The sequence below is a fragment of the Mesorhizobium sp. Root102 genome, from assembly GCF_001425625.1.
In the GTDB taxonomy this organism is placed as follows: domain Bacteria; phylum Pseudomonadota; class Alphaproteobacteria; order Rhizobiales; family Rhizobiaceae; genus Mesorhizobium.
Genome location: NZ_LMCP01000003.1, coordinates 77,167 through 102,038 on the forward strand (window position 1 = coordinate 77,167; position 24,872 = coordinate 102,038).

The window sequence follows — 24,872 nt, forward strand, 5'->3', positions numbered from 1 at the left end:
CATTCAGCCGCCGAAGACGAACGCCATCAGCAACTCCGGTTCGAGCACTGGGGCCCGCACCGCATTCAACTGACCCCGGTATCGACGCTCACCGGCGCCGATGACAAAACCGGTAGCCACCGGCGCTTCGCCATTGGCATCGAGCCGCGCGAAGATGTCGGCCACATTGAGGTCCAGCGCCAGCTTGAGGTCGTGCCGGGCATCATCGTTTGGAACGATCGGCAACTGACGCTTGACCAGTTGCTGGAACGGCGCGTTGAACGTCAGGATCTTCTTCGATGAAGCCAGGGCAAAGGCCGGTGACGGGCAAGCGAGCAGTATGGCGCTGATGGTATTGATCGACGCAAGCCTTCGCAAAGTCAGGTTTTCGTCCGCCAATCCACGCATGCAAGCCACCCTGATCGCGGATGTCAGGTTACCTGTCTGCGCCTGGCTTTCGGCGATCTCATCGATGAGCATGCCGATCGTGCATTTCCTGCGTTCGGCCATCTGCTTCAGCGACAACCAGAATGTCCGTTCCAAGCGGATGCCGCGTCGTATGCCGCCGCGCGCCACAACCCGAAATTCCAGTCCGAAATCCTCGGCCGCAACTGGAGGAAGCAGCCGCTCGCGATCCGCGCGATCAGAATGAGAGCTGGCGCTACCGCTCACTCATCGCCTCCTCACGCGCTTTGTTGATCGGCTTCAAGAGGTAGTGCAGGATCGTCTTGCGCCCGGTCTTGATGTCGACCGAGCAGATCATTCCGGGGATGATCGAGTAGGCCTTGCCATCCCTCAGAAGAGTCGATTTGTCCGTCGACACGCGCACTTGGTAGTAGGGCTCCCCTGTCTTCTGGTCGACCAGGCTGTCGGCTGTGATGTTCGCGACCTTGCCCTCGATGCCGCCGAAGATCGAGAAATCATAGGCGGTGACCTTGATAAGTGCTTCCTGGTCGGGGCGAATGAACGCGACATCCCGTGGCGAGACCCGTGCCTCCACCAACAACGTCTCCGAGGTTGGCACGATGCCGGCCACCACGGCACCAGGCTGGACGAAGGCACCGACCGTGTTCAGCTCCAGCGTGTTGACAATGCCGTCCACGGGAGACCGGATATCGGTGCGCGCGACCTTGTCGGTGGCCCCCCTTATGGTTTCGTCCACCACCGAAAGGTCCGCCAGCGCCTGGGTAAGGTCATCCAACGCCTCCTGCTGGAGTTGCAGGCCTAATTCTTCGACCTGAAGCTGGGCTTCGGTGATCGCGGCCTTGGCTTTCTTTATTGTTTCGCCCGCTAGGTTCAGCTGACCGTTGAGTTCGGTCTGTTCGCGCTCCACCCGGAGCTGCTCGGTCCTTGCCATCAGGCCTTTCTTGACCATCGCGTCGACCAGTTTTGCCTCCTGGTCGCTGACGGCCAGGTTCTTGGTGAGGCGGTCGGAATTGGCTATCGCCTCGGCCAGCTCCTTCTCGCGCTGGTCAAGGCGTGACTTGAGCACGGACAGCTTGTTGTCGAAGTTCTCGCGCCGGGCGATGAGCAGCTTCTGTTCATTGTCGCAGATTTGCGGAGCTATTGACTGAATGTCCGGCGGGCACGGAAATGGGCCCGAGAGGTTGCCGCCCTGTTCGTATTTCAACCTTGCTATGCGCACTTCCAGCGCGCGCGCCTTGGCCTGCTGCTCGCCAAGGCTGGACGTGTTGAGCGTATTGTCCAGGCGAATGATGAGATCGTTCTTCTTGACGATCTGGCCAATCGTCACGGCGATCTCCTGAACGACGCCGGCTTCGCTCGCCTGAATGATCTGGGTCTTGGAAGCGGGTATGACCTTGCCGTCGCCGCGTGCGATCTCATCGACTTCGGCAAAGGACGCCCAGGCGACAAAAACGACAAAGAGCGCTCCTATGATGAATATGGACGCCGACGCAAACAGCGGCGGTCGATCTTCCCTGGCAAGCATTTCCCACGCCCCAACGCATTGGATACAGCAATATCTGTTTTGTCAGGCGCTTGTTTTCTGCAGCGCCTGTATGACTTGGTCCTTCGGTCCGTCGGCTACGATTTTGCCCTGTTCGATAACGATCAGGCGGTCGGCCAGTTCAAGCATGCTGAAGCGATGTGTCGAGACGATCAGCGTGGTGTCGCGGTCAAAGGCGACTTTGAGCTGCTTTATCAACTGGCGTTCCGATGCGAGATCCATCGAGCCCGACGGCTCATCCAGAAAGACGATTTTCGGTTTGGTCAGCAGCAGGCGTGCGATCGCCACCGTCTGCCTCTGCCCGCCTGAAAGATTGGTGCCGCGCTCGCCGACATTCATGTCGTAGCCGCGCGGGTGGCGTGAGACGAAATCGTCGACGCCGGCAGCCTTAGCCGCTTCGATGATCTGGTCGTCGGTAGCCTCCGGGCATGCCATCAGGAGGTTTTCCTTGATGGTGCCCGAGAACAGATCGCCAGCCTGCGCAACGATGCCGACCGCGGCGCGAACCTCGGACGGGTGATACTGGCGAATATCGATCCCATCCAGCAGCAGCTCACCGGAGGTCGGCAGGAAAAGCCTGCCGATCAGCCGGCCCATCGTCGTCTTCCCCGATCCTATGCGGCCGATGATGCCGATCCGCTCACCCGGCTTCACCGAGAAATTCAGGCCGGTCAAAACCTCGTTTTCCGAGCCGGGATAGACAAACCCGACATTCCTGAACACCATTGCCCCCTTGCGAATGGGGCGGTTGACGAAACCCACCGTGTCCGGCCGGTCTTCTGGTTGAGCCATGATCGAGTTCACCATTCTCAACGAGAGCATGGCCTGGCGAAACCGGGACAGGGTGATGGCGATCTGGCCGAGCGGCGCCACGGCCCTGCTCGCCAGCATCACCGTTCCTATGATTGCTCCCGTCGAAACATGCCCTTCCGAGAAGGCATAAGCGCCGGCCACGACCAGAGCAACGGTCACCAGCTGTTGTATGGACTGGGTTATGTTGCCCGCGGCCGCCGAAAGCTGCTTGATCTTCTCGGACGTGTTGGCGGCGTTCTTGGAGTGCTCCCCCCATTTGCGCAGCAGATACGCCTCGGCGCGCAGCGACTTGATGGTCTCCAGCGTGGAGATGGATTCAACCAGCAGGGCCTGGCGTTGCGAAGCTTCGTTCATCGAGGCGGCGACGCGCTTGCCGATGCGGCGCTGGGTGATCAAGCCGACGATGACGGACATCACGAAAGCCAGCGCCGGTATGATCACCAGCCAGCCGCCTATCGCATAGATGACAAGAAGAAAGACGAAGACGAATGCCGTGTCGATAAACACGCTGATGGTGTTCGAGGTGAAGAACTCCCTGACGAACTCGTATTGCGTGACCCTGTTTGCGTATTCACCGGTCGAGCCGGGACGCGCCGACAGCGACGAGTTCAGCACTTTTTCGAACAGGAGATAGGATATCCGAAGATCCGCTTTGCGCCCGGCATAGTCGATGAGAGAAGCCCTGGCCGTCTTCAAAAGCAGGTCGAACAGGATGACGGCGCCAATGCCGATTGCCAGAACCCACAGTGTCGATACTGCCTTGTTCGGCAGGATCCTGTCGTAGACGTTCATGGTGAAGATCGGCGAGGCTATGGCAAGCACATTGATGAACACCGCCGCCAGAACGACCTTCGAATAGGTGCGCCAGAAGGCGCCCATCGTTCCGGTCAGCCAATGTCTCCGCTCGATCTTGGCTGCCGAGCCGATCGTCATGCCTTCGGCGGCGTTGGCGTAGGTTATCGAGAACGATACGCCGCCGCTGATGTAGCTGGCGGCGAGTTCCGATCTGTCGATTGCGGTGCGGCCGTCTTCCTGCGGCGCGGTGATATATCCACCGCCTTCGGTCTGGGCGAGCAGGGCGACTGGCAACTGGCTGACGCGAAAGACGATGGCGGGAAGATCCACGCGTCCTCTCAGAAAGTCGCGGTGGCCGAACTCGGTGACCTCAAGGCCGATGCGCTCTGCAAGGTGCCTGATGTCGTCGACTTCAATTCGCGTGTCCGAGAGCGGCACGCCGGCGAACAGCACGGTCTCCGCGCTCGGCCTGCCGAGATATCCAGCAACCGCCGAAAAGCAGGCCTTGAACGCCTCCTTTGGGGAGAGAATGTTGGGTTGCTGGTTCACGATCTGCCCGTCAGGACTCTCGCTGGACCTTGCGTCGTCTTATTGCTTCCTCACTGGGGCGAGAATATCGAAAGGTAGGTCGTTCTTCTGCTCCGATGGCGTCCGCGCATAGGTTTCAGTGTCTGCGGTTTCCGGTGCTGCAAACTCGGCTCGTGCATAGGCCGTCGCTTGCTTTGCCGGCTGAAGGTTCATCGTTTTCAGCAACTGTCCGGTCGCGGCCAGAAGCCGGTACTGGGCAAACAGCGATGCATAGGACGCGGTATCGGCCAGCGTTGCCGTGTTGAAACGCGTATTCTGCGCATCGAGCACGTCAAGCAGCGAGCGCTGTCCGACTTTGAACTGCTCGCGATAGGAAGCGACCAGCTTCTCATTGGCGGCGGCTTGTTGCCTCAGGGTCTTTGCCAGATCGGCTTGCCGGAAACGGCGATCCCATGAGGTGCGAACGGCTTCCTCGATTTCGCGCTGGACCTGATGCAGCGCGAGACGCTGTTCGCTGGTACGGCGGATCTGCTCCTGCTCGTTGGCCTTGTCGATGCCACCGCGGTAGAGGTTCCAGCGCAGGACCAAGCGCGCCTGCAGGTCGGTGGTGTCGCCATCGTCACCGTCAATGTCGGTTCCCGCCCGGGCGCGACCTTCAGCGATGATGGAGGGGCCAAATTTTGCCCGCGCGGCGTCCACGAGGGAGGCCGCCGCGTCGATGTCGCTGTTGGCCATGTGCACGCGCGGATTGCTTTCCCGTGCCAACCCTATTGCCTCGTCGAGCGAGCGCGGGAGTGCGGCCGAGACATCGCCTGGCCTCGAAGGGCTGGTCAGTGGCTTTCCGACTGTCTTGAAGAAGCGGATCTTGGCCGCTTCCAGTTCCTCGGTCGCCTCCTGCATGCGCGCCTTGGCGGCGAACAGCCGTTCCTCGGCCTGTTGCCGGTCGGCCTCGTTCAGCGCGCCGCCCGAGATGCCTTGCCGGATGTCGCCGAGAATTCCCTGGTGGAAGCCGAGATTTTTCTTGGCTTCGGCAACGATCGAGGCCTGCAGCATGTATTCCAGGTAGTCCTGGACAACGGACAGCCCGATGAATTCGGATCGTTCCAGCACCCGGAACGAAGCGCCATCGACGCGCGATGCCTGACGGTTCAATTCGGCCCGCCTTGCGCCGCTGTCATAGAGCGTCTGCGAAACGGTAAGATCCGTTTCAGCCGGATAGAGCGCGTCGTCTTGGATGGAAAGCGAGCGCCGGGATGGATTGTCGAGTCGGCGAACGCCAGCCGATGCCTCGACATCGACACTGGGAAGATAAAGGCCCTTGGCCTGCCGCAACTCGAACTCGATTGCTTCGCGGTTTTCGATTGCCTGTCCAATCTCGGGATTGGATTCCACCGCAACGGCCATCGCCTCCTTGAGCGTGAGCGCATGAGCGCTCGCGCAGGTCAGCATGGTTGCCGCCATCAAGAGACCAAGGCGCTTGCCTATGGTCGACACGTTTGTCGTGTTCATTTTACCCACCCTAACGTTTCCCCAGCGCCCCATTTATAAGAGCGCTACAACCAAGCCAAGGCCTGCCCGTCGACGGATTATCCACAAATTCACGAAATATGTGAGCGATTATTGATTTAGCGGGCGCTAAAGCGCAGTTTCAGACAACAAGGCGGCGAGATGTAGCAAAAATGGCACACAAACATCGACCCGCTGCGGTTGCACCCGGATGTAGCTATCTGTGGGAAAGCACAAGAAACTGAAGGGTCGTTAGGCAACCAGGCAGAATCATAGCAGGCGCGAACATCCGCTATTGACGACTGGACCCGGAGTTGGATTGCTGTTTCGGACAGCGCGACCCGAAGTGCCGCGTCGAAAAAATACGCCATCGGCGGCGGCCGGTGTGCGTGTCATGCCGCAGGCATCGCCCGTTACAGCCTCATGGCCGGGCAGCCGCGAACCCGCTCCGGAAGGTTGCGAGCTGACCCGTTCCCCTCAATTTGCGCTTAACGCCACCATGCGGTCGAGCGCCGCGGTCAGGCCGTGCAGCGACACCGGGAATGTCAGCGGGGTCTCGGCGTCGGTCGTGACGTTGAGCTTCAGCACCGTGCCTCCCCTCATCTTTCCAAGTGTCGGCCGATCAATGGCAAAGACCGCGATGCAACCCGTTGGCAGGCAGGTCCTGAAGCGCTGCGGGGACAAGGGCGGCTGATCGTCGATCTGGAGCGTCACGCCCGGATCGAGCAAGATGCCGAAGGGCAGAAGCAATGTAGCCATCGTCGACCCGTCCGCGCGTCTCTGTATCTCCACGGCAAGCAGCCTTTGGCCGTTCTTCTGGACCTGGTCCTGCGAAAGCGAGCAGACCCTCGCATTCTCCTGGACAGAGCAAGCCACGCTCCAGTCCTGATAGACTTCGCGCAGAGACGACGGTCCATCCGGGACAGCCGCCACCTGTTGCTGCGCCGACGCCGGCGACATCAATGAAAATAGGATTGCCCCACATGCGGAGACGGCGTTTGGGCCAAACTTCATGTGCAGACCCACTCGCGGATCTTGCATTTGCTTCCCGCCGCCTCGCAGGCCTGCAAAGCGAGGTCTTCGGCTTCCCGGCGGGTCTCGGCCGAATTCACGCCCCAGGGCGTGAAACGGTTCTCGGCTTTGTCTGCCACGGCGAGCGCACCGCAGTGCTTGTAGGGAAAGCCGGTCTCGTCGTCATCATTCCAATGGCGATGGTTGCGGAAGACGGCGACGACGTTGCAGGCCTTTCCGCCCGCATTCTCGCAATATTTCTGCGCGATGTCCTTCGCCTCCTGCCGCTTGTCGGCGCCCCAGAAGAAGCCGTATTTGCTATCGGCCTGCGAATAGGCGATGGCCGCCCAGATGCCTTTTTCCTCCTGCTGCGGCTCCGGCGGCGCCACCAGGTCGGCCGAGATGACGTGTCCGCTCCACAACAAGGTCAAGCTCAAAACTGCCAAAGCCCGCAATCTCATGGTCGGCGCCCCTTTCCTTAATCCCATTCGCTTCGCCTTACTTCGCCGCCGAAGCGACGGAGATCACCACGCAGCTTTTGCCCGTCGGCAGGAGAAGGGCTTCCCCGGCGTTGCCGCCAAGTTCGTACACCTCGACCTGCCCAAGATGGTCGGTGATCTTGCTGCCCTGCGGAAGAATGGACGGGATGTCGGCACACGGGCTGGCGAATGGCGCAACCCGCACCATCGCCCCTTCGCAACCCGAAGCGGTGGGCGATGCGAAAACGACGCCGGCAGCCGGCCCGCTATAGCGTTCCGATGCATAATCCATGCCGACAAAGGCCTGGACGGCATGCTTGTCGGCGGCCTGGTCGTTCCACAACGATTTGACGCTGTACTTCGTGCCGGTCGTCAAAATCTGTCCAAGCACAGGAAAGATGGTCGAACAGGCCTGCACGCCGGCCTGCTTGACGTGCTCGAGGAAAGGCGTGTCCGGAAGTGCCGGCGACGGCGTCGAAGCCTGTGCTGCCGTCGCGCCGCCGACCAGATTGGCGATCGCGGCATAGTTGCCGGCGGCGAAGCCAAAGCCCGCCACGACAAGCCCCAACAGTGAAAATCCGACGACGCGCGGCCATCGCCCCCGGGCGGATTCGACGAGCCTCTGTCGATCCGCCTCGACGGTCGGAGTGCGTTTTGCGGACGTGAACTGATCCTGCTGGCTCATGGTGGTGCCCCGGTTATTTGAGTGGTGAAAGGGCCTCTGACAGCCCCTTGAGCGTTGCGGCCACGGTGATCGTCTTGCCGTCGACGGTAGGGTAGGAGATCGCCGGCGTCGCGTTCTGCGAGATCTGCTGACGCATGACCGGCCCGACCGGCAACATGCCGACGCACACCATCTCGTTGCAGCCGTTCAGGTGGACGTCGATCGCCTGTCCCCGCCCATCGAACTTCAGCGACACCACGCCGTCGCTCCTGGCGTTCGGAGCGGTGCGCAGGATCATGTAAGGCTTGCCGTCCTGAGTGGCGGCAAGCGACCAGCTGAAGGCCATTTTGCCGGACGCGTCCTCGATGATTTGCGAGACATTGCAGACCTTCTTGCGCGCTTTGAGGTTCTCGTCGCAGATCAGCGTCCAGTTCGCGAACGGGCGGATGGTGCGCTGGTAGTCTCCGAGCTTCACCTCGGGCGGCACCACCACGTCCGAAGGCTTGATCCTGTACGGCGAGGCAACCTGCCCGGCAGCCGGCACGAGGCCGCCGCAGAGCGCCAGGCAGGTCAGGGCAACAAGTCCTTTCATTCCTGCCTCAGTTCAACGTAAAGCTGATGCCGGCGCCGACGCCGACATGACCGCCAGCGGCCGTGCCCGACACGTTGCCGCGGATGCGGCCGTCCTCGCTCGTGTACCCCGCGCCGAAGGCCAAGGCGCTCGAATCCCGCCAGAAGCCGCCGCCGGCCGCAACGCTCAGCTTGCCGGGCCGGTCGTCGTAGCGCAGCGAGGCTGCGGCAAGGCCGATCGCCGCCGCCTGCCGGGCTTCGTCGCGTATGCCGCTCATGTCGGTATTGAGCTGGCTGAGCTTCTGGTCGGTATAGTTGTTGGCCTGCTGCAAGGTCGTGGCGGCCACCTTGTCGGTGTAGCTGTTGGACGTGTTGATGGCGTAATCCACGCGGTTGTTCATCTGGGTGACGTTGACCGCATCGGTGCCGGCAACGCCGGGACCGACATTGGAGATGACGACCGGCGCGTTGACGTCGCCGCCTTGCAGCGTGATGCTGTTCTTCTTGCTGCCGTCTGGATTGGTGTCATAGGTCACCGCATTCTGGGTGAGCGATCCGAGGCCCGATTTCAAATCCTCGACCGCCGTGTTGGTGGCGTAGAGCTGCGAGCCGTTTATCGCATCGGTGCTGCCGGCGTTGACCCGTCCGGCGGCGACATTGGTGATCGTCCTCTCGGCCCCGGCATCGCCGACGCTGACGGTTCCGGTCGGAGTCGTCCCGGCAAAGGCGTAGGTTTTGCCGTTGATGACGGTGCTGGAGGTGCCGACCGCAGCCTGCGTCACCGAGCCCGAACCCAGCGCCACATCGTTGGCGTTGTTGGCCTTGGCGCCCTGGCCGAGTGCCACCGCGCCTTGGCCCGTGGCTGTCGAGCCATTGCCGGCGGAAAGGCTGTTGGTGCCGCTGGCCACGCTGGCCGGTCCGATCGCCACGCTGTCGGTGCCGCTGGCGGTGGAGTCGGCCAGCGTCGAATTGGCGTGGAAATACTTGATGCCGCCGCCATTGCTGATGTTGGTCAGCGCGTTGTTGACGGCCGTGAACCCATCATAGACGGTCGAATAATTGTTGCCCTGGATGGTATAGGTCGGGCCGGTGACCGAGCCGTCGGGATTGACCGTCGTGCCGCCGCCGAACAGGTTCGTGACGTTTTGCGTCACGCCGCGCAGCTGCGAGACGTTGACGCCGTCTGTATCGGCCGAACCCGCCGCGACATTAGTGAGCTTGCGTTCGGCCCCTGCGGCGCCGATCGACACCTCGCCGACCGAGGTCTGTGGGCCTGCGAGCGCAAAGGCCGTGTAACCGGCCTGCGCGCCGACCGAGGTGATGGACTGAGCGCCCAGCGCGACGCTGTTGATGAAGGTGCTTTGGGCGCCGGCGCCGAGCGCCACCGACTGGATGCCGGACGCCAGCGAATTGGTGCCGAGCGCAAGGCCGTCGGCCAGCATGACATGCGCGTTCTGACCGATGGCCGTGCCGCCCGGTGCGGTCTGGTCGACGATGGCGCCATTGCCGATGCCGACGCCGTTGTCACCGTTGACGACCGTCGTCGGGCCGACCGCGACCGACTCCGCCCCGACCGCAAGCGAGTCGCCGGCCGTCGAATTGGCGTGGAAATACTTGGTCGACGTCGCAGAGACCGAGGCGATCACCCCCTGCAGCTGACGGACGGTGACAGCATCCTGCGCCTGCGTGCCGTCCGCGACATTGGTGATCTGCCGGTAGGAGGTGGCGGTGCCGACCGAAACGGCGCCGAGCAGCGTCTTGTCGGTGGTGTTGTACTGGATGAAGTTGGATGGGCCGGCGGGCAGTTGCCCGGTAGCGGGAGCGATCGCGCGATCGGAGACCGAACCCGAGCCGAGCGCCACGCTGCCGTCGATGCTGGCGTTGCTGTCGCGGCCGAGTGCCAGCGCACTGATGCCGGTCGCGGTCGCCTGGTAGCCGACGGCGGTGGAGCCAACCCCTTGGGCGAAGGAATCGGTTTGCGCCAGCCCGGCCTCGTTGGTGCGGGCGTAGCGGATGCCTATGCCATTGGCGTCGGTATAGGCGGTCGAGGTGTCGCCGGCGATGTTGTTGATGGTGTTGCCGAGATCAGTCACGCCAGTGCCGATATTGGCAATGTCGGTCGTGTTCTGCGTCACCTGCTGGTTGGTGGCGAAGAGCTGCGAGCCGTTCACCGCGTCGGTCGAGCCGCCGTTCAATTGTCCGGCCGCGACATTCTGGATCTGGCGCTCGGCTCCAGCCGAGCCAACCGAGAAGGCGCCAGCCGGCGTGGTGCCGGCGAAGGTGTAGTTCACGCCGCCGATCGTCGCGCCGCCAACGGCGGTTGTCACACCCGACGCCGAATTCAGACCGATTGCCACATCGCCGGCATTGTTGGCCACCGCGTTCGGGCCGACAGCGACGGAATCGGCTCCCAGCGCCTGGGAATCCGCCAGCGTCGAGTTGGCATGGAAATACTTGATGCCGCCGCCGACGTTGATGTTGTTGACGACGGCGCCGATGGCGTCGACGGCCTGGTTGGTGGCGAAGAGCTGGGAACCGTTGACCGCGTCGGTCGAGAGCGCGCTGATCCGCCCCGCTGCCAGATTGGTGAGGGTGCGCTCGGCACCGGGCGCGCCGATGCTGACCGTCGAGGTCGGCGTGGTACCCTGAAAGACGTAGGTCGTGCCGTTGATCACGGCGCTGGGCGTGCCGACAGCCACGGCGGTCACTGAGCCCGAGCCGAGCGCCACGTCGCCGGAACTCGCCGCCGCCGTCGCGCCATTGCCCAGCGCGACATTGCCCGCAAGGCCGACGGCACCTGCCGTGGAGCCGTTGCCCAGCGCCACCGAGCCTTGCCCGATGGCCTTGTTGTTGTTGCCGATCGCAACAGCACCGTTAGCCATATTGGCCGCGGTGGCGCTCGCCGTGCCGTCGCTGTTGGCGATGTTGTTGGCGCCGCCGGTGAAGGCACCGGTGCCGCTGGCATAACTGGGATCGCCGATGGAGACCGCGCCGTCGCCATAGGCGGTGTTGCCAGAACCGATGGAGACGGCCTTGCCGCCGGTCGCCACCGCATTGGTGCCCATGGCGATGGCCTCGGCCGAATCGGCCTTGGCGCTCGTACCAAAGGCGATGGCGTCCTGCGCGCTCGCATTGGCCGACTTGCCGATCGCGCTGGCGTTCACGCCACTCGCCGTGGCGCCCAATCCCAGCGCGGTTGCGCTCGCGGCGGTCGCCGAGGCGTTGTTGCCGAGCGCCGTGGCGGAGACGTCCGTGGCCTGGGCGCCCGAGCCCGCTGCCACCGAGCCGACTCCACTCGATACAGCCTGGTTGCCCAGCGCCAATGCGAAATCAGCCGAGGCATTGGTGCTGGAGCCGAGCGCTGTCGCGTTCAGCCCTGTCGCGCTGGCCGACTTGCCCATGGCAACAGCACTATCCTTGCTGGCGACGGCTCCCCAGCCTGCGGCCGTGGCATAGTTGCCGCTGGCTGCGGAGCTGGTACCGAGGGCGGTGGAGTTCCCTCCCGAAGCAACGGAGAAAGTGCCCAAGGCGTTAGCACCGGCTCCGGTAGCATTGGCCTGAACGCCGAGCGCGACCGAATTGACGCCGCTTGAAATCGTGCCTGAGCCCAGCGCCATCGCGCCGCCGGCGCCTGTGGCCTTCGCTTGCAGGCCGAGAGCCACCGAGTATTGCGCCGACGCAACGGCTGAACGCCCTATCCCGATGGCGTCGACCTGCGAAGCGGTGACATCCGTGCCAATGCCGATGGCGCTCGTGGCAGTGGCACCCGTCCCCGCTGCGGTGCGCGAGCCAAGATAAATGGAGTTGATCTGGGTCGCGAGCGACTGGAAGCCGACCGCGACGGCATTCTGGCTGCCCGCATTGGCATTGGTGCCCTCGGCTATTGAATCGGCTCCGTTTTGCACGGCTCCGGATCCAAACGCGATACCGCGCACTCCGTTTGCCGTACCGCCACCGCCGAAAACCTGTGCTAATGCCGGCGTGGCGATGCCGCCCAATGCGATCGCACCCAGCGCCGCTGCCAGACACCTGCCAATGCAGAGCATGCCGAGCCCATGTCCCTGGCGGCGCATGCCGAGCACCCGGTGCGCCATACGCAGGACCGCCATCAGGCGTCGGCGCAGCGAGCGACAGCCGAAATCGGCGCCCGAGATCCAGTGCCCGGCGAAATGCGCCGCGCGACGCTGAACAAACGAGCCGCTCGAAATCTGATTGTCGGTCATGGTTCCCTCTCCGCTGGCCGGCACGAAATGTCTGACAATTCCGATCAACGACAGGAAGACATGATTCCCGCCTGCGGTATTTCATGAAATTGCTGTCTTGTGAGAAAAGAGCGGAGCAACCCCACAGAGGTTAACGGCCCGTTACTTTAGGCATTGCTTTAAAACCAAAAGATCAAGCAACTCTGTAAGCAATGCTTCATTTGACCTTCGCGTTAAGATTGTCAATCCGAGCCTGCAACGGCGTCATCTGCCGGTATTTCTTCATCACGGTGGTAAAATGGCTCTGGCTTGAAAAGCCGCTCAGATGAGCGATGTCGGCGATCGTCATGCGGCTGTCGACAAGCAGTCTTTCAGCGAAATCCAACCGCAGATCGAGGACATACTGATGCGGTGGCACCCCGAACGTCCGCGAGAAAGCCCGCACGAAGTGATAGGGCGAAAGACCGCAAACCGCGGCCATCTCGGCAAGCGCCAGCTTGCGCGTGAAGTTCTCGTCCAGGAACTCCTGCACACGGCGTGTGCTGCGGACCGAAAGCCCGCCTTTCGCATTGAGAGTTGGCTGCCGCGCCGAATTGGTACCGAAAGCCGAGCCGGGGAAACCATCATCACCCGGCATTTTTTGGCCTCCTGATACGTCCCAGATGAAGTTCAATCCGAGGCCTCCCTCCCCGTTCCCCCGCAAAACAATTCGTGATTGATCGAGCCGCCCCTGCATCGCCAGTCCAGTTCATTTCATCGATCCGGCCACGTGGCGGATAATGTCGAGGCTGCGTCATATTCCGAATGGCTCCCACGCAGGCTTGGGCATGTTCGTGGCGGATGTATTTTGGAAAATACCGGAAGCTTTGTAGGAAATTCCGATCTTTGATCATGCATTGGTGATGCATCAGCAGGGCGGTCCCTTTGCCGTACCTTGAACTCTCTTTTTTAACCGAAGCCTATCCGGCCTTGGTCGGCGTCCTTCCCCTGTACTTCTTCATGGTCGCGGCCAGATGGCTCTGATCAGAAAACCCCGCGAGGTAGGCGACTTCGGCTATCGCGAACTCGCCGCCGACAAGCAGCTTGTCGGCAAGGTCCAGGCGCAGATTGATCAGATAGCGATGCGGCGGCATTCCAAATGTCCTGGCGAACCCGACTATGAAATGATTGGGGGAAACCCCCGCCACCGACGCAAGTTCGGCGACCATTATTTTCCGCACGAAATTCTCGTTGAGATACTCGCGCACGCGTCGGGCGCCAACGGGAGAGAGCCCGCCCTTGGGCGATGCTGTCTGCCTGTTGCAGCTTGTGTAGGTGCGCAGCAGGTGAACACCGAACACCGTGAGCAGCGAGTCCAGGTAAAGTTCGTTTGGAGGCAGCATCCCGGTCAGTTCGGCAGTGATCATCTGCGCAATATTGAGCGCCCTCAGGTCGACCGTGCCGAACGCGGGCGGCTCAAGCTCTGCGTCGGCGAGACCGGACTCGTGAGCTGCCAATTCCGACAATGCTTCCGGAGATATCGAAACGACAGCGTTTTCCCTGGTCTGCGACCAGGCGAGAGTACTGTCGACGCCTGCGGGATTGATGACCAGGCATCCGACCGGCGCATCGTATTCGGTGATCCTGTCGCTGCCTAGCGAGGCTCTCAACTTGTGGACGGGCCTCAGCACAATTCCCGTGGAATGCTCCTTGGCCAGAAATGTCTGCGATCCGGGACCACGAACGGAATGTATTACGCTGCCCCGCGCGGTGGCCCTTCTGGGCCCGGCACTTTCGGGAATTATGTCCAAGACATATCGAGCTGTCCGGTCCCGATCGACGCCTCGGGAATCGCCGCTTTCCCGAGCCTCGTCCGCATTCTTCATCGCCTGGCCTCAGCCGCTCTGCCCGCCGCCTGAAATGCCCCTTGACCCGACCCGAACCCAGCGTAACGCACATGCTGCGGATAGTGAATAACATTCGTGCGCAAAGAAAAAATTTTGTTCGGGATAAGAAGAAAAAATATGGCCGACAAAGGAAGTTCTAGAACATATTTTCCTACTCGATGGAGAGCCCCTCCATCAACGCAGCGCACCCATTGGGCTTGGGTATAATTCGGCCACTTCGGCGGGCCATGCAACAAGCCGACGCAGAGCTACCGGGTTGGTCATTGCAGATCATCTCGACGATTCTCGTACAAGCCCCATGCAAGTTCCACAAAGGCCAAAAGAACATCCTCCTCGTTCCACCCGGCAGCGACTGCCGCCTGAACGATTTCACGGATGAGAGGCAGCAATTGGCGTTGGCATTCGGCCGATGTGTCGACAGCTGCGTTATCCACAGGAGGCCCATCGAAGTTGAACTTCACCATTCGGCGCCCCCCCTCGCCATCAATCAAAATGTTACATCGTTAGTTTTAGTCCTGCTGATATATATTACATCCAGGACCAAAGCATAGGAAGCCTTGAAGAACCAATGGCGGCGAAGGACAACGCGCCGAAGCAGCCGCACATGCATGCCGCGCGGCGGCGTTATGCGCTAGCGAGTTCGGCTGGGCACACACAGGTCCGCACAGTCCGGCGACATGATCCGGCCGCATTGCCTTCTGCAACCGCTCGCTGGATAGTCTCGGCCATGTTGGAGACCCTGGCGACTCACTGGCCGCGAATTCTCGCCGTCATCTCGGTGGTGATGGCGACCGCTGGCATCGCCCACGCCGTCATGACCAAGGAGGATGTCCGCGCCGCCACCGGCTGGGTCGGCATCATGGTGCTGTCGCCGATCCTCGGCGTGCTGATCTATGCTGTCGCCGGCATCAACCGCATCCGTCGTGCCACGATCACCGCCCAGCGCCCGCTTGCCGGTGATGCTGTGTCCGCCAAGCACGAGCGCGACCTTGCCGCCGAAGAGGCCCTGATCGTCGAGCGGTACGGCCAGCGCTTCACGGGCTTGAGAACACTGGGCGACAGGGTGGCGCGGCGCGCGCTCAACCCGGGAAATGCAATCGATGTGCTGGAAACAGGTGACGAGGCCTATGCCGCCATGTGCGCGGCGATCGATGGCGCCGAGCGCAGCATCCTGCTGGAGACCTATATCTTCGACAATGATGCCGTCGGCCTGCTCTTCGTCGAAGCGCTGGCGGGCGCTGTCCGGCGCGGCGTCACCGTCCGCGTGCTGATCGACGCCGTCGGCGCCCGCTACTCCGTGCCGAGCATCCTTGGGCATTTGCGCGAGGCCAACATCACCGCCGATGTCTTCAACGGCAACATCGTCATGGGCCTGCGCCTGCCTTACGCCAATCTCAGGACCCACCGGAAGATACTCGTGATCGACGGCATGGCCGCCTTCACCGGCGGCATGAACATCCGCAAGGGCTTCTCGGCCGAATTCGCCGGCTCCAACAGTGCCAGGGACACACATTTCCGGGTGACCGGTCCGGTCGTCGCCGACCTCCTTTCGGTCGCCGCCGAGGACTGGCGCTTCGCCACCAACGAGGCGCTGAAGGGTGATGCCTGGCGGATTGCCCCGCTGTCACCGTCGCCCGGCGTGCCTATGCTGGTGCGGGCGGTCGCTTCCGGCCCGGATGCCAGCAACGAGACCAACCACAAGCTGCTGATCGGTGCATTCTCCGTTGCGCGCAAGTCGATCCGCCTGATGTCGCCCTATTTCCTGCCGGATCGGGAACTGGTCAGTGCGCTGATCACCGCCGGCAGACGCGGTGTCGAAATCGACATCGTCGTGCCGGCCGTGAACAATCTTTTCCTGGTCGACCGTGCAATGACCGCCCAGTTCGATCAGGTGCTGAAACATTATTGCCGCGTCTGGCGTACCGAGGGACCGTTCGACCATTCGAAGCTGCTTTCGATCGACGGTGTGTGGGCCTATGTCGGCTCTTCCAATCTTGACGCCCGCTCGCTGCGGCTGAATTTCGAGATCGACCTTGAGGTCCTCGACGCCGGCTTTGCCAGCGAGATCGAGGCGCGGATCGGGTCGGCGATCGCCTCCGCCGCGCCGGTGACGCTGGAAGCCTTGCGAGCCCGGCCGTTTCTTATCCGATTGTTCGACCGGGTCCTTTGGCTCGGTTCACCCTATCTCTAGGGCGGAGGTGCGTCGTTGTGGAGCTCGTCTGTCATGGAACATACGCCGACATTGCCTATTTTGACTGTATCCAGCTTCTGAATTGAAGCCAGCGAGGACGAGCAGCACTGATATGCAGAGAACTGGACGCAGCCTCCCGGCAAGCATGCTTCTGTCCCTTCGTGACCGCCGGATGCAGAAGGCAAACGCCGCTGCACACAAGACGACGGCCACCACTGGCACGCTGGTAGCCTCCTATAATGTCCACAAATGCATCGGCGTCGACAGGAAATTCGACCCGGAGCGGACCATCCGCGTCATCCGCGAAATCGATCCGGATGTCATTGCGTTGCAGGAAGCCGACAACCGTTTCGGCGACCGTGATGGGCTTCTCGACCTGCCCCGGCTCGAGCGGGAAACCGGCCTGGTTCCGGTGCCTATTTCCGCGACCGGCAAGGGCCATGGCTGGCATGGCAATGTCTTGCTGTTCAAGAAGGGCGTCGTTCGTGACGTGCATCAGATCAAGCTTCCGGGACTGGAACCGCGCGGCGCGGTGGTGGCGGAGATCGACCTCGATGGAAGCCAGACGCTGCGCATCATCGCCGCCCACCTTGGCCTGCTGCGCCGCTCGCGCTCCCAGCAGGCACGTGTCGTGCTCGACCTGATGAACAGCCCGGACGAAAAGCCGACCTTGCTGCTCGGCGACCTCAACGAATGGCGGCTCGGCAACCGCTCCGCGCTCAACACGCTGCATGCGACGTTCGGCCCGCAGCCGCCGGCGGTCCCCACCTTCCCCTCAAACCTGCCGCTGCTGGCGCTCGACCGGATCATGGCCAACAGGCACGGCATGATTGCGTCCGTCGACGCACATGACACGCCGCTTTCGCGCATTGCCTCCGACCACCTGCCGCTGACGGCCTTCGTGCGTTTGGAACGTGTCTCCGATAACGCCTTGATGTCTCCGGCGTCGCAAAGCGTGTAGATTCAAAGTGGAACGCCCGGTTCTTCCGCGAGTTGATACGTCGAGTTCATGTCTTTGACTCGCAGGAGAATGAAATGAAGAAACTGATTTTTGCTTCCGTGTTGGCATTTGCCGCGACTGCTGCGGTCATCGCGCCAACGCAGGCCGCAAGTGTGATTATCCAGTCCGACGACAACAACCAGTATTCACCGGACGATCAGTCCGACAACGGCGAAATTGTCGTTCGCCGCCATCACCGGTATAACAACGATAACCAGTATGGTGACGATCAGAACGGCAGCGTTCAGTTCGGTGATTACCAAGGTGGCGAATATCGCCGCCACCACCGGCATCACCGCTGCCACATCGAATTGGTCAAGCACTGGCGCCATCACCACAGGGTGATCGAGGAGGTCCGCGTCTGCGGCTGATCCTGGTCAGACCAACCGGCCGGCGAAAGCCGGCTGGCTTCATTTGGGCGTGATCAGTTGACGAAATAGCGCTGCCACTCGAAGTCGGTGATGTTCGACGCCTGCCAGGCGTCGAATGCCGCCTGCTCGGCTCGCCGGCTCCCGGCATAATTGTCGCGGAAGGCCTCGCCGAAGGCATCGGCGCAGAAATCGGATGTGGCGAACGCCTCGATCGACGGCAGCCTGCTGATGCGCATGTAGCCAGTTGCCGCAGGCCATGGTCCAGACCGCGACCCTCAAGCTTGAGAATTGCCAACTCTCTCAGCGATCACAATCTGTCAACTTTTCGTTCAATGCCACCATCCCAGGGATTCGAACGCCCCTATATGGATGTTGCGGGCCACGAACCGCCGGCGATGACAGGATCACCGCGACACGACGGAGCGGATTGCCCGTGTCCGGAAAGCGATATCCATACCGGTTTTCCCGTTGAAGGGAGGCGCGACCATGCGCAATTTCACAACGAGGATCATAACAATCGCATCGCTACTGGCGGCGGTGCCGTTATCGAGTGCATACGCGGCACACCGCCACAGGGTCAAACCGCAGGCCATGTCTGTCGAGGCAAGAGCGGTCCTCGACCAGTTGCAGGGCGTGAAACAGGGGATTGTCGAGGCAAGGGATGCCAAGACGATCACCCCTGAGCAGGAGCACGATCTGATGATGAGGGCCGACAGCATCCATCGGTCGGCCACGGGCGGTGGCGCATACCAAGGTTTGCTCAGCCAGATCGAGAACCTGGATCAGCGACTGAAAGACGATTCAGGCGGCGGCTTCTACATCGGCGACGGCGCCGATGGCGGCTATTATCCCAACGGCTGACGCAGGCAGACAATGATCGCGCCTCCAGCGATTTTCGGGGGCGCCGGCTTTTCCGATGGGAGATAGAGAAGGCAAACATCTGCTGGACCGACGCGGCGTCTCCTATGCTCTGGTCATAGCAATCAGTTAGCACGCTGCGTCATGGACTGGCCGCTATCCGACAGGGCCTCTTCTCCAACTTTGGTACCCTCTGGACACAGCTGTGGAAGGCTGAAAAATGTGGACGCAACTCCGTGTTTGGAGTTGAATCGGAACATGAGGAGGATGGCGCTGAATCTGGAAGACATTGCCGGCCATCCGGCGCTGCATCGCTATGTTCAGGCACAGTCCCTGGCGCTGATCCGGATCTATGAAGAGAGCCCTCGGCTGGCTTCCATTTTCGCCACGCAGCAGCGTTGGCTGATGGGCCATGTCGGCCTTGCCATGCATTTCAGGCGCGACCCGAACGACCGCCGCAAGGAACTGACGGTATCGCGTTTCATCGAGTTCGTGCACCAGCACGCTGTGGCCAGCCGCAACACGGCGGACGCTTTCATCAAGGAGATGCTGCACTACCACATTGCTGAGTATGTGTCGGGCGGGGACGGCCGTACGCACCCCTTGCAGCCGACAGCGGCCACCGTGCAGACTTTTACCGGTTGGGTCCTTGCCCATCTGCAGACGCTGGATCATCTCGACGGTGGCGACAGGCTGGCCAGGTTCCTGGAGCGGCCCCAGATGGTTGCCAGGCTGCAGCCTCTGGTGGCGGACGGCCTGCTTGCCTCCAAGCCGGTGCGCGAGCCCAACCAGACCTTCTCCCTGTTCATCTGGCTCAACAATGGCGGCATCGTCATGGACTGGCTGATGTCGGGCATCGACCCCGATCATGCCGGCCTGGACCGGATTCCGACCAGCGTGGTTTCGATCGGAGATTTCGCCAAATGGCTGAAGCTCTCGCGGACCCACCTTGCCCGCAAGCTGCGCGCCGCCGAGGAACTCGGCAGCATCGGCTGGCTCGGCCAGCGCGGCCATTCGGTGATGTGGGTGTCGAGCACCTTCTACCAGGAGTACATGACCGTCCAGGCCGCCAAGCTGGCCATTGTCGATGCCGCCTTCGACGCCTGTTTTCCGCCGACTGGCTGAAATTGGGCCGGGGAGATTGCATCTGCGCAAGAAAATCGCCGCCCCTGCGTCCGGACACAGTAGCCAAAGGCTGAAAATGCGGTTGCGTCGTCGCAGCCGCGAGGCTGAATCGAAGCGTGGAGAGTGCTTGCCCGCCCAAGCCGTCGAGTTGGCTATCATCGATGCCGCCTTCGAGACGTGCCTGCCGCCGGCCGGTGCCGGCGATTGACTGCTGCCGGCGTTGTCGCATCCCGCGCGGGAGATGCGACAACGTGGAATGGTTTCCGCCGGGCGATCAGACCTCCGGCGTTCTCAGTCGATATCGAACGAAACGCCCTGGGCGAGCGGCAGCGCCTTGGAATAGTTCACCGTGTTGGTGGCGCGGCGCATATAAGCCTTCCACGCATCGGAGCCGCTCTCGCGGCCGCCGCCGGTTTCCTTTTCGCCGCCAAAGGCGCCGCCGATCTCGGCGCCCGAGGTGCCGATGTTGACATTGGCAATGCCGCAGTCCGACCCGTCGACGCCGAGGAAGCGCTCGGATTCCTGCAGGTCGCGGGTGAAGATCGACGACGACAGGCCGGCACCGACCGCATTGTGCTCGTCGAGCACGGCGTCGAAATCCGAATATTTCATCACATAGAGGATCGGCGCGAAGGTCTCTTCCGTGACCGGAGCCACCTGCTTCGGCATTTCGACCAACGCCGGATGCACATAATAGGCATCCGGATGACCATTCTCGACCCGCTTGCCGCCGGTCAGCTTGCCGCCATGGGCGGTGGCTTCCTTCAGCGCCTTCTGCATATTGTCGAAGGCCGCCTTGTCGATCAGCGGGCCGACCAGCGAAGCGGTCTCGAGCGGATTGCCGACCGATACGCTTTCGTAAGCCTTCTTGAGACGCGGAACCAACGTATCATAGACGCTGTCATGGACGAACAGGCGGCGCAGCGTCGTGCAGCGCTGGCCGGCCGTGCCCATCGCTCCAAAGGCAATCGCGCGCAGCGCCATGTCGAGATCGGCGGTCGGGCAGACGATACCGGCATTGTTGCCGCCAAGTTCCAGCACGGCACGGGCAAAGCGCTTGGCCAGCCGCGGGCCGACATCCCTGCCCATGCGGGTCGATCCGGTGGCCGAAACCAGCGCCACCTTCGGGTGATCGACCAGGATCTCGCCGACGGCGCGGTCGCCGATCAGCACCGGCGCCAAGCCTTGCGGTGCGTCCGCGCCGAAACGCTTGACCGCACGCTTGAAGATGGCCTCGCAGGCGAGCGCCGTCAGCGGCGTCTTCTCCGACGGCTTCCACACCACCGCGTCGCCGCAGACCAGCGCCAGGGCCGTGTTCCACGACCACACCGCGACCGGGAAGTTGAAGGCCGAAATGACGCCGACGACGCCAAGCGGATGCCAGGTTTCCATCATCCGATGGCCCGGGCGCTCGGTGGCGATGGTCAGGCCGTACAATTGCCGGGAGAGACCGACGGCGAAATCGCAGATGTCGATCATCTCCTGGACTTCGCCGAGGCCCTCGGACGGGATCTTGCCGACCTCGATCGACACCAGCCGCCCTAGCTCGGCCTTGTGCGTGCGCAGCTCCTCGCCCAGCAGCCGTACCAGCTCGCCGCGCCGCGGACCCGGCACCATCCGCCACGCCTGGAACGCCGTGTGCGCGGCATCGATGGTCTTTGCCGTCTCGGCCGGCGAGATCGTCTTTAGCGCCGCGATCTGTTCGCCCGTCACCGGGCTGCGCACGATCAGGTCGCCGCCGACAAGCGTCTCCTTGGCCACACCCAGTTTCGCCAGAAGCTCGGTTGTTTCCTTCGCTATCGTCATTTTTGTCCCTTTCAGATCCCGTCGCCATCATATGGCGCTGGGTCAAGCCTTCGCCGTGTCGCCCGCGTACCGAAAGGTACTTCAGGCACAGTCATGGCGTGGCATTACTCGTTTCAGGGAAGAATCGCCACCCCGGTATGGTCCAAGGTCGGCTGACACGATTAAGCCAGATGGGCAGACGGCGCTCAGTTTGCCTTTTTCGCCGGCGGGCGCACGGCACCGTCCTTCATCAGCCGATCGATATGCATGCGGATATGGGCCGCTTCCGCCGCTGTGTTTGCCAGCGCAATGGCACGGTCGAAGGCGACACGCGCCTCCTCGCCCCGGTCAAGCTGCATCAAAAGGCCACCCTTGAGGCCGAAGAAGTGGAAATAGCCGGAGAGCCGGTCCTCCAGCGGCTCGATCATGGCGAGCGCCTCTGCCGGACCACGCACCTTGGAGACCGCGACGGCCCGGTTGAGCGTGACCACCGGTGATGGCTGCATCTGCTCGAGCAAGCGGTAGAGCAGGTCGATCTCGTTCCAGTCGGTGTCCTCGGCCTTTTCGGCCCGCGCATGCAGCGCGGCAATAGCCGCTTGCACCTGATAGGGGCCGGGCTTGCGATGGCGCAGCGCCTTGTCGACAAGCGCCAGCCCCTCATCGATCATCTTGCGGCTCCACAGGCCGCGATCCTGATCCTCGAGCAGTACGATCTCGCCGCTCTCGTCAAAACGAGCCGGTGCCCGCGCATGCTGCAGAAGCAGCAGTGCCGCCAGCCCCATGATCTCCGGCTCGGTCTGGAACAGCCGCAGCAACAGCCGTGCCAGCCGGATCGCCTCCTCGCACAGCGGCGCGCGAGCCGGTGCCTCGCCGCTGTTGGTCGAATAGCCCTCGTTGAAGATCAGGTAGACCATGGCGGCGACAGCGGCGAGCCGTTCCGACCGCTCGACGGCGCCTGGGGTCTCGAACGGCACGCCGGCGTCCGCGATGCGCGCCTTGGCGCGGGTGATGCGCTGCTCCATGGCGCTTTCGCCGACCAGGAAGGCGCGCGCGATCTGCTTGACGGTGAGGCCCGAGACAATGCGCAGCGCCACCGCGATCTGCTGCGTTGCCGGCAGATCGGGATGGCAGCAGATGAACAACAGCCGCAGAATGTCATCGCGGTAATGCGCCCCGTCCAGCCGCTCGGCGATATCGCTCTCGGCGTCCTCCAGGTCGGAAATCTGGTCTTCCTCCGGCATCGGCGCCTGCTTGGCGCGCTTGCGCACCGCATCGATGCCGCTGTTGCGGCCGACAAAGATCAGCCAGGCCGCGGGGTCACGCGGAGGCCCGTTCTGCGGCCAGTTCTTGATGGCCCTGAGGCACGCATCCTGGAAAGCTTCCTCCGCCGTATCGAGATCGCGGAAATAGCGCAGCAGCGCGCCCATCGCCTGCGGACGGGCGGCGCTGATCGCCGAGCTGATCCAGGCGAGTTCGGTCATGCGGAAACCTTGGTGGGGTTGAAGACGGAGACCGGCCGAATCTCATAGGAGCCGCCACTCGGATTGACCTCGGAAAGCTCGCGAGCGAACTCCACGGCCTCATCGAGATCGGCGCATTCGAGCGTGTAGAAACCGAGGAACTGTTCCTTGGTTTCGGCAAACGGCCCGTCGATGACAACCGATTCGCCCTTGACTTTTCTCAGCGTCGTCGCCGCCGTGGTCGGTAAAAGCCGCGCCACCGGGCCAAGCCGGCCGGCCTTGGCATACTTGTCCTGGACGTCGAGGAGATTAGCCATGACCTCGTCGTCCTGAGCCTTGCTCCAGGAGCAGACGACGTCTTCGGAAGCATAGCAGAGGATTGCGTAGAGCATGGCTGGTCCTTTTCTCTGTCAAAGGACGAAACAGTAAGACCGATCCCGACACGACGTCGATAAAAAAATCCCGATGCCGTGGATTTGACGGCGGCCGGTGGTCGCTAGTCAGCTTTCGCGCATCTTCAGCCATCGCAGCACGAGAACTTCCTCGTCATCGAGACCATCGATCGCGCGCTTGCGCTTGTTGGCCTGAGCCATTTCGTCCAGCAATCGCCCCTCTGACCAGGCGTCGAAGACCTGCGGATGGATGTAGCATTTGCGGCAGACGGCGCGCGTGTTGCCCAGCCGCTCGGCAACCTTGTCGATGACGCTGTTCATCACCCGCTTTTGCTGCGCCTGGCTTTGCGGCAATTCCGTCTGTGCAAACAGCGAGGCTGCATGGATGGTGCCGCCCCATGTGCGGAAATGCTTCGAACTGAATGCATCCCCTAAGGCCTCGCGGATATAGCGGTTGACGTCCTCGGAACGGACCGGCCGCCTGCCGCCGTCCTCAGCGAGATACTGGAAAAGCTTCTGGCCAGGCAGGTCCTGCGCGCCACGCACGATTCCAGCGATGCGGCGGTCGATCAGCTTCAGCTTCCACTCCTTGCCGGACTTGCCCTTGAAGGCAAACCGAAGGCTTGAGCCGACGATATCGACGTGGCGGTCGCGCAATGTGGTCAGCCCGAAACTCTTGTTTTCGCGGGCGTAGGCGGCATTGCCGACCCGGATCATCGTGTTGTCGAGCAGCCAGACGACCGTGGCGACGACACGCTCGAGCGGCAGGCCACGACGGCGCAGATCGCTGTCGATCCTGCGCCGCAGGTTCGGCAGGCTTTCGGCGAAGGCGACAAGGCTCGAATATTTGGCGCTGTCGCGTTCTTCGGCCCATTGGGGATGGTAGCGGTATTGCTTGCGTCCGCGCTCGTCCCTACCCGTTGCCTGGATGTGGCCGTCGGCTTCGGGCGAAATCCACACATCCGTCCAGGCCGGCGGAATGACGATCGCATCGATGCGCGCCCTGATAGGGTCCGGAACCACCCGCCCGTCCGGCCCCTTGTAGGAAAACCCCTTGCCTGTCTTCAGTCGCCGAATACCGGGCTCGGCATCGCTGACATAGGTAAGCGACGCATGATCGGCCGAGCTTTGCACCCCGTTCTTCGGCTCGCTACTTTTCGGCCCAGCATCTTCCTCAGCCGAGCGGCTGGGCGACAATCCGGATTTTTGCAGCATGTCAGCTCCACGCAAATATCCGTAGATAAGCTACTGGCCGATTGCTGGTTCCACTCGCGTCCGAAAAGCCTGT

The 24,872-nt window shown here is 62.3% G+C and carries 22 protein-coding genes; 5 read left to right on the forward strand and 17 right to left on the reverse strand.

What is annotated here, in order from left to right:
- Positions 1-3 precede the first annotated feature (3 nt).
- From ASD12_RS04995 to ASD12_RS32780, 12 genes are all read right to left on the reverse strand, one after another.
- Entirely contained in the window at positions 4-651 is a 648-nt protein-coding gene (locus ASD12_RS04995; protein WP_056582500.1) for a ribbon-helix-helix domain-containing protein, read from the reverse strand.
- Complete coding sequence (locus tag ASD12_RS05000; protein WP_056582501.1) at positions 641-1,930, reverse strand: HlyD family type I secretion periplasmic adaptor subunit; 1,290 nt, start codon at positions 1,928-1,930, stop codon at positions 641-643. Before ASD12_RS05000 ends, ASD12_RS04995 begins: the two co-directional genes overlap by 11 nt.
- Positions 1,931-1,972: 42 nt before the next feature.
- Complete coding sequence (locus ASD12_RS05005; RefSeq protein WP_082525255.1) at positions 1,973-4,105, reverse strand: type I secretion system permease/ATPase; 2,133 nt, start codon at positions 4,103-4,105, stop codon at positions 1,973-1,975.
- A 39-nt stretch (positions 4,106-4,144) separates the two neighbouring features.
- The gene (locus ASD12_RS05010; RefSeq protein ID WP_056582503.1) at positions 4,145-5,593 is read right to left on the reverse strand and encodes a TolC family outer membrane protein; all 1,449 of its coding nucleotides are present in this window, start codon (positions 5,591-5,593) and stop codon (positions 4,145-4,147) included.
- Positions 5,594-6,067: 474 nt separating this feature from the next.
- Positions 6,068-6,631, reverse strand: coding sequence for an invasion associated locus B family protein (locus ASD12_RS05015; RefSeq protein WP_200953682.1), 564 nt, complete (start codon positions 6,629-6,631; stop codon positions 6,068-6,070).
- A complete protein-coding gene (locus ASD12_RS05020) occupies positions 6,601-7,062 on the reverse strand; it encodes a DUF4189 domain-containing protein (protein ID WP_056582507.1) in 462 nt (153 codons plus the stop codon). Before ASD12_RS05020 ends, ASD12_RS05015 begins: the two co-directional genes overlap by 31 nt.
- Positions 7,063-7,099: 37 nt before the next feature.
- The gene (locus tag ASD12_RS05025; RefSeq protein WP_056582509.1) at positions 7,100-7,765 is read right to left on the reverse strand and encodes a hypothetical protein; all 666 of its coding nucleotides are present in this window, start codon (positions 7,763-7,765) and stop codon (positions 7,100-7,102) included.
- Between the two features lie 13 nt (positions 7,766-7,778).
- On the reverse strand, positions 7,779-8,336 hold the full coding sequence (locus tag ASD12_RS05030; RefSeq protein ID WP_056582511.1) for an invasion associated locus B family protein: 558 nt from the start codon (positions 8,334-8,336) through the stop codon (positions 7,779-7,781).
- A 7-nt stretch (positions 8,337-8,343) separates the two neighbouring features.
- Positions 8,344-12,537, reverse strand: coding sequence for a YadA-like family protein (locus ASD12_RS05035; RefSeq protein ID WP_056582513.1), 4,194 nt, complete (start codon positions 12,535-12,537; stop codon positions 8,344-8,346).
- A gap of 196 nt (positions 12,538-12,733) precedes the next feature.
- The gene (locus ASD12_RS05040; protein WP_056582515.1) at positions 12,734-13,252 is read right to left on the reverse strand and encodes an AraC family transcriptional regulator; all 519 of its coding nucleotides are present in this window, start codon (positions 13,250-13,252) and stop codon (positions 12,734-12,736) included.
- Between the two features lie 223 nt (positions 13,253-13,475).
- Positions 13,476-14,165 carry an AraC family transcriptional regulator gene (locus ASD12_RS05045; protein WP_244482743.1) on the reverse strand — a complete coding sequence of 230 codons (690 nt, stop codon included), beginning with the start codon at positions 14,163-14,165 and terminating at the stop codon, positions 13,476-13,478.
- 497 nt (positions 14,166-14,662) lie between these two features.
- Positions 14,663-14,866, reverse strand: a complete 204-nt coding sequence (locus tag ASD12_RS32780; RefSeq protein ID WP_057143041.1) for a hypothetical protein — start codon at positions 14,864-14,866, stop codon at positions 14,663-14,665.
- Between the two features lie 263 nt (positions 14,867-15,129).
- Here ASD12_RS32780 and ASD12_RS05055 point away from each other — a divergent pair, with 263 nt between their 5' ends.
- The 3 genes from ASD12_RS05055 (at position 15,130) to ASD12_RS05065 (ending at position 17,964) form a co-directional block, all read left to right on the forward strand.
- Positions 15,130-16,593 carry a phosphatidylserine/phosphatidylglycerophosphate/cardiolipin synthase family protein gene (locus ASD12_RS05055; protein WP_056582746.1) on the forward strand — a complete coding sequence of 488 codons (1,464 nt, stop codon included), beginning with the start codon at positions 15,130-15,132 and terminating at the stop codon, positions 16,591-16,593.
- Between the two features lie 112 nt (positions 16,594-16,705).
- Positions 16,706-17,554: an endonuclease/exonuclease/phosphatase family protein gene (locus ASD12_RS05060; RefSeq protein WP_082525256.1), complete on the forward strand. Its 849-nt coding sequence runs from the start codon at positions 16,706-16,708 to the stop codon at positions 17,552-17,554.
- 74 nt (positions 17,555-17,628) lie between these two features.
- Complete coding sequence (locus ASD12_RS05065; RefSeq protein WP_056582522.1) at positions 17,629-17,964, forward strand: hypothetical protein; 336 nt, start codon at positions 17,629-17,631, stop codon at positions 17,962-17,964.
- A gap of 53 nt (positions 17,965-18,017) precedes the next feature.
- Here the strand turns inward: ASD12_RS05065 and ASD12_RS05070 are convergent, their stop codons facing one another.
- Entirely contained in the window at positions 18,018-18,200 is a 183-nt protein-coding gene (locus ASD12_RS05070) for a hypothetical protein (protein ID WP_056582524.1), read from the reverse strand.
- Between the two features lie 250 nt (positions 18,201-18,450).
- On the opposite strand from ASD12_RS05070, the gene ASD12_RS05080 reads away from it, so the two are divergent.
- Together ASD12_RS05080 and ASD12_RS05085 are read left to right on the forward strand one after the other, a co-directional pair.
- On the forward strand, positions 18,451-18,825 hold the full coding sequence (locus ASD12_RS05080) for a hypothetical protein (protein WP_082525265.1): 375 nt from the start codon (positions 18,451-18,453) through the stop codon (positions 18,823-18,825).
- A 264-nt stretch (positions 18,826-19,089) separates the two neighbouring features.
- The gene (locus ASD12_RS05085) at positions 19,090-19,947 is read left to right on the forward strand and encodes a hypothetical protein (RefSeq protein ID WP_056582531.1); all 858 of its coding nucleotides are present in this window, start codon (positions 19,090-19,092) and stop codon (positions 19,945-19,947) included.
- A gap of 291 nt (positions 19,948-20,238) precedes the next feature.
- On the opposite strand, the gene ASD12_RS05090 is transcribed toward ASD12_RS05085, so the two are convergent.
- The 4 genes from ASD12_RS05090 to ASD12_RS05105 form a co-directional block, all read right to left on the reverse strand.
- Positions 20,239-21,753 (reverse strand): aldehyde dehydrogenase family protein, encoded by a 1,515-nt coding sequence (locus ASD12_RS05090; protein ID WP_056582533.1) that lies wholly within the window; start codon positions 21,751-21,753, stop codon positions 20,239-20,241.
- 185 nt (positions 21,754-21,938) lie between these two features.
- Positions 21,939-23,213 carry an RNA polymerase sigma factor gene (locus ASD12_RS05095; RefSeq protein ID WP_056582535.1) on the reverse strand — a complete coding sequence of 425 codons (1,275 nt, stop codon included), beginning with the start codon at positions 23,211-23,213 and terminating at the stop codon, positions 21,939-21,941.
- Entirely contained in the window at positions 23,210-23,584 is a 375-nt protein-coding gene (locus ASD12_RS05100) for a YciI family protein (RefSeq protein WP_056582537.1), read from the reverse strand. The genes ASD12_RS05095 and ASD12_RS05100 overlap by 4 nt, the downstream gene beginning before the upstream one ends.
- A gap of 108 nt (positions 23,585-23,692) precedes the next feature.
- Complete coding sequence (locus ASD12_RS05105) at positions 23,693-24,799, reverse strand: DNA topoisomerase IB (RefSeq protein WP_056582539.1); 1,107 nt, start codon at positions 24,797-24,799, stop codon at positions 23,693-23,695.
- Positions 24,800-24,872 lie beyond the last annotated feature (73 nt).